Source organism: Nevskia soli DSM 19509 (assembly GCF_000711955.1).
GTDB lineage: Bacteria > Pseudomonadota > Gammaproteobacteria > Nevskiales > Nevskiaceae > Nevskia > Nevskia soli.
This window is the reverse complement of record NZ_JONR01000052.1, coordinates 19,689-28,214: the sequence shown is the minus strand read 5'-3', so window position 1 is coordinate 28,214 and position 8,526 is coordinate 19,689. Positions and strand designations below refer to the sequence as shown.

3 protein-coding genes and 1 pseudogene are annotated in these 8,526 nt (G+C 65.2%); 1 reads left to right on the top strand and 3 read right to left on the bottom strand.

The annotated features are described in order from the left end of the window. Positions 1 to 242 (bottom strand): annotated as a pseudogene (locus BP26_RS0120540) (IS110 family transposase); the annotation flags it as partial. A gap of 304 nt (positions 243 to 546) precedes the next feature. Here BP26_RS0120540 and BP26_RS0120535 point away from each other — a divergent pair. Beyond that, complete coding sequence (locus BP26_RS0120535; protein WP_051749232.1) at positions 547 to 3,045, top strand: penicillin acylase family protein; 2,499 nt, start codon at positions 547 to 549, stop codon at positions 3,043 to 3,045. A 92-nt stretch (positions 3,046 to 3,137) separates the two neighbouring features. Here the strand turns inward: BP26_RS0120535 and BP26_RS0120530 are convergent, their stop codons facing one another. Together BP26_RS0120530 and BP26_RS27900 are read right to left on the bottom strand one after the other, a co-directional pair. Then, positions 3,138 to 4,628, bottom strand: a complete 1,491-nt coding sequence (locus tag BP26_RS0120530) for a helicase HerA-like domain-containing protein (RefSeq protein WP_029922434.1) — start codon at positions 4,626 to 4,628, stop codon at positions 3,138 to 3,140. Positions 4,629 to 5,469: 841 nt separating this feature from the next. After that, a complete protein-coding gene (locus BP26_RS27900; RefSeq protein WP_084183282.1) occupies positions 5,470 to 8,487 on the bottom strand; it encodes a parallel beta-helix domain-containing protein in 3,018 nt (1,005 codons plus the stop codon). Between the last annotated feature and the right edge of the window lie 39 nt (positions 8,488 to 8,526).

Below are 8,526 nucleotides of genomic sequence, written 5' to 3'. Positions count from 1 at the left end.
TTGACAAACTGGGGCGGAACCAGCAGCACCCGGTAACCCAGTTCGATCAGCTGCCGGCCCCAATGGTGGGCGCCGCCGCAAGCCTCCATCAAGACCTGGGCGCCTCGCGTCTGGCCGCGGAAAAAGACCAGGAACTGGTCCCGTTTGAGCGTCTTGCCGAACCGCTTTTCGCCTCGGGCATCAAAGCCGTGCACTTGGAACTTGTTCTTGGCCAAATCCACCGAGAAAACGGTAATCTCCATGTCGGACTCCTCTCTCTTCGTTAGCCGGAACCTCAGCAATTCCAGCTTGGCACTTAGATGCCGTTACTTAGAAGGGGGAGGAGTCCATACCCATCGGATGCAGCGCAGCGTAATCCGGGGCCGCGCCACGGTCCCGGATTCCAGGTCGAATACCAGGTAGCCCGGGAAGCGTGCAGCGCTATCCGGGTGCGCCGGCATTGGGCTGAATTTCCCCGACTACAAGCCGCCTGCGCGAGTGCTAAAGTCTGGATCATCACCGGGCGCCAGACCCGGTACAGTTTTCAAAAAGCTCTCGGAGGAGATCATGAAATTCCTGTTGAAGGCCGGCGCCATGCTGGCATTGACCGTGCTGGCCGCTTGCGGCGGCGGCTCGGACGGCGGCTCCGGCTCCAGCAGCAGTTCGGGTTCCGGCACTTCCAGTTCCAGCGGCTCCGGATCGAGTTCCTCCGGCTCCAGTTCGGGCGGCAGTACTTCCAAGTACAACGTGACGGTGACCCGCACCAAATACGGCATCCCGCACATCAAGGCCAACGACTTCGGCAGCCTGGGTTACGGCTACGGCTACGCCTTCGCCGAAGACAACCTCTGCACCATGATGGAAGACTACGTCGCCATCCGCGGCGAGCGCTCCAGGTACTGGGGCGGCACCGGCACCTACTCGATTCCCGCCGTGCCGGTGACGGCCAACAACATCGACAGCGACTTCTTCTGGAAGCTCATCGCCAGCGACGACAACGTGGCCAAGTTCAAGGCCGCCGCCGATTCGAGAGTGGAACTGGCGGTGACCGGCTATGTCGACGGCTTCAACCGCTGGATGAACGAACTGAAGGCGGGTCAGCATCCGGGCCGGCAGGCCGCCTGCGCCGGCGCCGCCTACCTGCAGAACATCAACGAGTCCGACGTCTACCGCCGCTTCATCCGCCTCGCCGTGATCGCCAGCTCCTCGGTGCTGGAAACCGAGATCGCCACCGCCACACCGCCGCCGCTCAGCGCCAAGGCCGACAGCTACCAGAAGCAGATGAAGGCGCTGGCCCAGGCCAGCCCCGACGACCAGCCCTTCGCACGGCTGCGCCAGAAGAAGTTCGGCAGCAATATGTACGCGCTGGGCGCCGACGCCACCGACAACGGCACGCCGATCGTCTACGGCAATCCGCACTTCCCCTGGCAGGGCACCGAGCGCCTCTACCTGGCGCACATGACGATCCCCGGAACGATGGACATCGAGGGCGTCTCGCTCTACGGCGTGCCGGTGATCCTGATCGGCTTCAACGATCACTTCGCCTGGAGCCACACCGTCTCCACCGCGTTCCGCTTCACCTTCTACCAGCTGCCGCTGAACCCGCTGAACCCGAAGCAGTACTTCTACGACGGCAAGCTGACCGACGTGACGGCCGTGCCGCTGTCGGTGGACGTGCTGCAGAGCGACAACACCGTCAAGGCGCAGACCCGCACGCTGTACAAGTCGCAGTACGGGCCGATGCTCAACATCACCGTCTCGGGCATCCCGGTGCTGAGCTGGACCCAGACCACCGCCTTCACCCTGCGCGACGCCAACCTGGAGAACACGCGCCTGATCAACCAGTTCTTCGCCTGGAACCTGGCGTCGAGCCTCGAAGAATTCAAATCGCTGCACAAGTCGATCCTGGGCACACCCTGGGTCAACACCGTTGCCTCGGGCCCGGGCGGCGACGCCTATTACGGCGACATCACGGTGGTGCCGAACACGCCGGATACGCTGGTCAAGGCCTGCACCCCGCCGATCACCGGCACGCTGGTGGCGCAGCTGGAACCGGGCCTGCCGATCCTCTACGGCAACCGCAAGGACTGCCAGTGGCTGACCGACGACGACGCCAAGCAGGCGCCGGGCATTTTCGGCCCCTCGCACCTGCCGGCGCTGGACCGGTCCGACTTCGTCTCCAACATGAACGACAGTTACTGGCTGACCAATCCGAAGCAGCCGCTCACCGGCTTCGCCCGCATCATCGGCGCCGAAGGCACCGCACGCTCGCTGCGCACGCGCCTGGGCATCCTGCAGGTGCAGCAGCGCCTGGCCGGTACGGATGGGCGCAGCGGCAACAAGTTCAACCTGCAGAACCTGCAGGACATCGCCCTCTCCGCCCGCGTCTACAGCGGCGAACTGGCGCTGCCCTCGGTGCTGAGCGACCTCTGCCCCAAGGCCGGCACGCATGACACCGCTGCAGCCTGCGGCTCGCTGTCACAGTGGGACAAGACCGCCAGCCTGGATTCGATCGGCATGCCGGTATGGCAGGAGTTCTGGAACCGCGTCAACGCGATCTCATCGCCGTGGAAGGTGCCGTTCGACGTCAACGATCCGGTGAACACGCCGAACACGCTGAATACCTCGAACGCCTCGGTGCAGAAAGCCTTGTCCGATGCGCAGGCCGCGGTGCAGGCCGCCGACCCCACTTTCTTCACCGACAAATTCGGCGCCGTGCAGCACTCCGGCGTCAACGTCGCCGGTACGGGGACCGGCACCAAGATCCCGGTGTTCGGCGGCATCGGCGATCCGGTCGGCATCTTCACCACCGCCTACGCCGACGCCCTGACCAAGGACGGCTATGACATCAACTTCGGCAACAGCTACATCCAGACCGTGACCTGGGACGGCGGCGGGGTGCACGCCGAGGGGTTCCTCACCTACTCGCAGTCCACCGATCCGGCCAACCCGCACTACGCGGACTTCACCCAGGCCTATTCGCAGAAGCAGTGGTACCGCTTCCCGTTCCACGACAGCGAAATCCAGGCCGAGACGGAAAGCACGACCACGCTGACCGGCCCCTGAAACCAGCGACCTCATAAGCCCCTCTCCCTGCGGGAGAGGGGTTGGGGTGAGGGCGTTGCCTCTCCCGAAGGGAGAGGCAACAACAGATTGCTTCAGCGCTTGCTCAGCGAACCGAGCAGGCCGCGCAGCAGCTGACGGCCGATTTCACGGCCCACCTGCGAACCCATGCTGCGCACCACGCTCTTCGCCGCCGCTTCCAGCACCACCTGGGTCTGGCTCGGCGGCGCCGGGCGCGCGCTGCGCGCAGCCGGGGCCGGCTGGCCCGGGCTGCCGCCACCGTCCGCCGCGGGTGCCGTGGCCTGCGCGGCGCGCTGGGTCAGCTTCTCGTAGGCCGATTCGCGATCCACCGTCTGGTCGTACCTGGCGCCGACCGGGCTGCGGTTCATCACCTGCTTGCGCTCCTCCGCCGTGATGGCGCCGATGCGCGCCCGAGGCGGCCGCACCTTGGTGCGCTCCACCATGCTCGGCACACCGCCGTCGCCCAGGGTCGAGACCAGTGCCTCGCCCACGCCGAGTTGCTGGATCACATCGGCCACGTCCAGCTTGGGATTGGCGCGGAAGGTTTCGGCGGCGGCCTTGACCGCCTTCTGGTCGCGCGGAGTGAAGGCCCGCAAGGCATGCTGCACGCGGTTGCCGAGCTGGCCCAGCACGCTGTCCGGCAGGTCCAGCGGATTCTGCGTGATGAAATACACGCCGACGCCCTTGGAGCGGATCAGGCGCACCACCTGCTCCACCTTGGTCAGCAGCGCCTTCGGCGCGTCGTTGAACAGCAGGTGCGCCTCGTCGAAGAAGAACACCAGCAGCGGCTTCTCGGCGTCGCCGCGCTCGGGCAGCTTCTCGAACAGCTCCGACAGCAGCCACAGCAGAAAGGTCGAGTACAGCGCCGGCTGCTGGTACAGCTTGTCCGCCGCCAGCACGTTGATGATGCCGCGCCCGGTCATGTCCTGGCGCATCAGGTCGTGCAGGTCCAGCGCCGGCTCGCCGAAGAAATGCTCCGCGCCGGCCTGCTGCAGGGTCAGCAGCGAACGCTGGATCGCGCCGACCGAGGCCTTGGTGACCAGGCCGTAGTCCGCACCCAGCGACTTGGCATTGTCGGCGACGAAGGACAGCGCCGCCGTCAGATCCTTGAAATCGAGCAGCAGCAACCCCTTGTCGTCGCAATACTTGAACACCAGTTGCAGCACCGCTTCCTGCACGTCGGACAGCCCCATCAGCCGCGCCAGCAGCAGCGGCCCCATGTCCGAGATGGTGCCGCGCACCGGATGTCCCTGTTCGCCGAACACGTCCCAGAACACCACCGGATAGGCCTGCGGCGCGTAGTTGCTCATCCCCACCGCCTGCGCCCGCTCCGCCAGCTTGGGATTGGCCCCGCCCATCTGGCTCACCCCCGACAGATCGCCCTTGATGTCCGCCGCGAACACCGGCACCCCGAGATCCGAAAAGCCTTCGGCCAGCACCTGCAAGGTCACCGTCTTGCCAGTGCCGGTGGCGCCGGCGATCAGGCCGTGGCGGTTGGCGTATTGCGCCAGCAGCCATTGCTGCGTATCGCCCTTGCCGATCAGTAGTGCGTTGTCCATCGCCATCCTTTCCTGTGTGGTTCGTCCCTGTGCATAGGGTGCCAGAAGTCCGAACACAAAGTAGAGCGTCATTCCGGCGAAAGCCGGAATCCAGGCTTCAGCGAACTTTGTTACAGAATAAGTTCACCTTGGTCGCTGAACTCGGACTCAAACTGTAGGGTGGAATAAGCGAAGCGCATTCCACCTTCCGCCGAAGGCGGAACGCGGCTTTTCCTCTCGCTCTGAAGCTTAGGTGTACGCGCTTGCGCGCGAGGCGTTTAAGTCGCAGATTGAAAATGCGGTTCCGCCTTGAAGGCGGGTCACTTTCTTGTCTCCAGCGACAAGAAAGTAACCAAAGAAGCGCCGCCCCGGAGCCTGCGCCCATCAATCACCTATCGGTGATTGATGGGTCCCCTGCGCTTCTCGCCCGCGGCGGGGTTTTTGTACAGGCCATCCCTGGCCTGTACAAAAACGCTTCGGCATCCTGCCTCGCCTCGCGCCAAACAGGCGCGAGCCTATGTCGCCGCGGGCTGCGATGCTCGGCGCAGGCAACGGGGGGAACGTCAAAGGCCAAATCAAAAGCAACGTCAAAAGCGCAAAACAACATCAAAAGCCGGAGTGTCGCCCTTAAGCGCTCCATCCCCGCGCAGACGGGGATCCAGTTTTTCCCCGGCCCCTTTCCGGAGGAAAAGAAACATCGCTCGCCGCATGCGTGCCAACAAAAAACCTTGGCACGCATGGCACGCATGGGGAAAAACAGGGGTTTCGGCAAACGGAGGTGTGTACCTGGTCAGGCAAAAAAAACGCCCCTCACCCCTACCCTCTCCTCATGTTCATGGGGAGAGGGGGAACAGCGGCAGGCTGCCTATCAACCCCAGGGCGCGACCCTGACCTTCCCCTGATCCTGCACCTTCTGCGGCGCCCGCAGCAGGAGCGGCACCGACGGCACCGCGAGGCCGGCGGCCTTGGCGCATTTGTCGGAGTTGGGATCGGCGAACTGCTTGACGTCGCTGTCGATCCACGGCGTGACGAGGTTGACGAACTCGGTCTGCGTGACAGTGCGCGAGATCGGCGGCATGCGGATGCCGGGCTGCACCGAGGCCACGCGCGCGGCGAGGATGGACTGCGCGGAGTCGCCGGGCTGGATGTCGTAGTTGCCGACGTTGGCGGCGATGCCGGCGGCGATCGGCGGCTTGCAGATGCCGTGGCCCTCGTCCATCGGCTCGTTGAAGGAGTCCAGCGACAGGCCGGAGTTCTGCGCATTGCCGGCGGGATTGTGGCAATGCATGCAGTTCACTTCGAGATAGGCGCGCACGCGCAGGTGCACGTCCTCGGCGGAGTTGGCGGTCTTGCCGCTGTCGCCCGGCACGTTCCACTTGGGCAGGCGCTCCAGCTTGGACGGATCGTCCGGCAGGTCGAGCATGCCGTGGGCCTTGAGGTAGGCCAGCTGGTTCATGCTGCCGCCGTCGGCGTAGGCGTAATCCTTGTTGAGGTTGCGCACCTTCGGCCCGATCGGCGGCGAACCGGGTTCGAGGTCATCGCCGTTGTGGCACAGGACGCAGCCGCCGGCGTTCGGCACCTGGTAGGCGGACGCGGTCCCCGGGCCGTAGTGCACGGGCTTGCCGCTGCTGTCCACCACCGCCGGATCGGGATCGTCGTAGTCGTAGCTGACGCTCTTGGTATCGCCTTCCAGCTTGAGCGCGGCATAGCGCTGGCCGTTGCCGTCGGTGGTCCACTCGTAGGGCAGGCCCACCCAGTAGATGTCGCCGTTGGGCTTCTGCCGCTTGATCAGCAGGCGCGTCTCGACCACGTTCTCGTCGTTGCCGTTGCGGAAGGCGAAGGTCTTGGCGAAGACGGTGCCGACCGGGAACGCGAGCGTGGCGGTGTAGCAGTCGTAGATCGCCAGGGTGTTGCAGGTGTCGTGGTCCTGGTAGCCGGCCTTCTGCACCTTGCCGCCGGCATCAGGCGGCAGGAACAGGAAGCGGTACTTCACGGCGTAGTCGGAGAACAGGATGGTGTTGAGGTCGTACGGCAGGCCGAAGCCGTTGGGCTTGGCGCGCGGCTCCTGCGCGTCCTGGAACAGGCCGTACTGGTCGAGGCGCGGGCAGTTGTAGCCGTTCACCGCGGAGTAATTGATCTGGCCGGACTGCACCGCGCCGCAGGCGGCGGCGATCTGCGCGTCGGTCGGCCGCGGGTCCTCGCCCGGGTTGGGCGTGAAGCTGCCGAGGTTGGGCGTGGTCTGCGCCAGGTATTGCGGCGCCAGCGTCGGGCACTGCTGCGGCAGGTCGTGCGTCACCAACTGGAGGTTGGTGGGATCGGTGATGTCCGCGTTGTGCATGTGGAAGTTGGCGAAGTCCGATACCAGCAGGGTGCCGACCTTGGTCTTGAGGAACTTGTTGCTGCTCTCGAAGCACATGCCGTTCTGCGGCAGGTTCAGCGCGCCGCCGGCGCTGAACTTCCAGGCGTTGTACTTGCACTTGGGGGTGGGGTCGTAGATGTAGAAATTGGGGCGTCCGCGCTCGTCGGTGCGCGCCTCGTAGCGCTCCAGGTCGTTCGGGTCCGGCTGGTTCAGCGGCACGCCGTTCTCGTCCAGCGGGTAGCTGCTGCAGTCGTTGGGGCTGTCGGTGGCGCCGTCCCAGACCAGCTGGGCGGAGCGGCCGAGATTCTTCACCTGCAGGATCAGCGGCAACAGGGAGGGGTTGTCGCCGAGGCAGCCGATCGAATCGCCCTTGCCGGGCAGGCCGCCGGGGCCGGTGCAGGTGTCGCGCGACAGGTCAACCGGCTGCGGGCTGCCGCCGTTGTCGGTGAAGGTGTTGGCGTAGATATGGATGCCTTCCGGGTAGAAGTCGTACTTGGTGGAAGGCTCGCTGCTGTCGGCCAGGCCGTAGTTGACGACGAAGATGCCGGAGGTGTTGTTGTCGTGGATGTCGTTGTCGTAGACCTCCAGCTGGTCCGAGGCCAGCACCAGCATGCCGGTGCCGGCGGGCACGTCGCCGACGATGGCGCCGCGCGGCGCGAACGACTTGATGTTGTTGTTGAACGACTCGTTGTGATGCACCAGGTTCTTTTCGCCGCTCTGCGCGCGGCCCGGCAGGTCGAACACCAGGAAGCCGCCGACGTTGTCGTGGGCGATGTTGTCGACGAACTCGGCGCGATAGGTGTTCTCGAACTCGAAGCCGGCGACGTTGTGGAAGGCCTCGGTGTTGCGCACCAGGACGTCGTTGGACTGACCGACGTAGACGCCGGCGTCGGACGAGCCGATGGAAACCGAGTCCTCGATCAGCACGTGGTGGCACAGCACCGGGTAGAACGCGTAGGAGCCGTCGTGCGTCCAGGACTTCTGCGAGGCGTCGTAGTTGGGCGATTCCGGATCGGCCACGCTCCAGCCGACCTTGACGCCGCTGACGGTGACGTAATCGGTGCGGAAGATGCGCAGGCCGTTGCCGGGCGCGTCGTAGATGGTGAGGTTGCGCACGGTGACGCCGGTGACGTGGTTGATGCTGACGCCGTCCTCGGCCGGACTGTTCTTGAACGACAGGATGGTCTTGTCGCGGCCCTCGCCCTCGATGGTGATGCCGCGCTTGCCGGTCATCACCAGGCCTGAGGTGAAATCGAACTGGCCGGCGCAGAAGTGGATGGTGTCGCCTTCATGCGCGTCGAAGAAGGCGATCAGGGCGTTCTTCTGCGCGTCAGCTCCGGGGCAGATGGTGTAGGTCATGGTGCCCGCGGCACCACTGCTGCTGCCCGAGCTGGAACCGGCGCCCGAACTGCTGCTGGACCCGCTGCCGGAACTGCTTGCGGAGCCCGCCGGCGCGCTGCTGCCGCAGGCGGCGAGGCCCATGCAGAGGCCGGCACAAACGAGAATTGCCCTGATGCTCGACTTCATTTTCCCTGTCCCCTATGGCCGCGGGCTGTGTTCGCCCGC

Coding starts and splice junctions, on each gene's coding strand:
- BP26_RS0120535 (WP_051749232.1), top strand. CDS start 547: ATGAAATTCCTGTTGAAGGCCGGCGCCATGCTGGCATTGACCGTGCTG.
- BP26_RS0120530 (WP_029922434.1), bottom strand. CDS start 4,628: ATGGCGATGGACAACGCACTACTGATCGGCAAGGGCGATACGCAGCAA.
- BP26_RS27900 (WP_084183282.1), bottom strand. CDS start 8,487: ATGAAGTCGAGCATCAGGGCAATTCTCGTTTGTGCCGGCCTCTGCATG.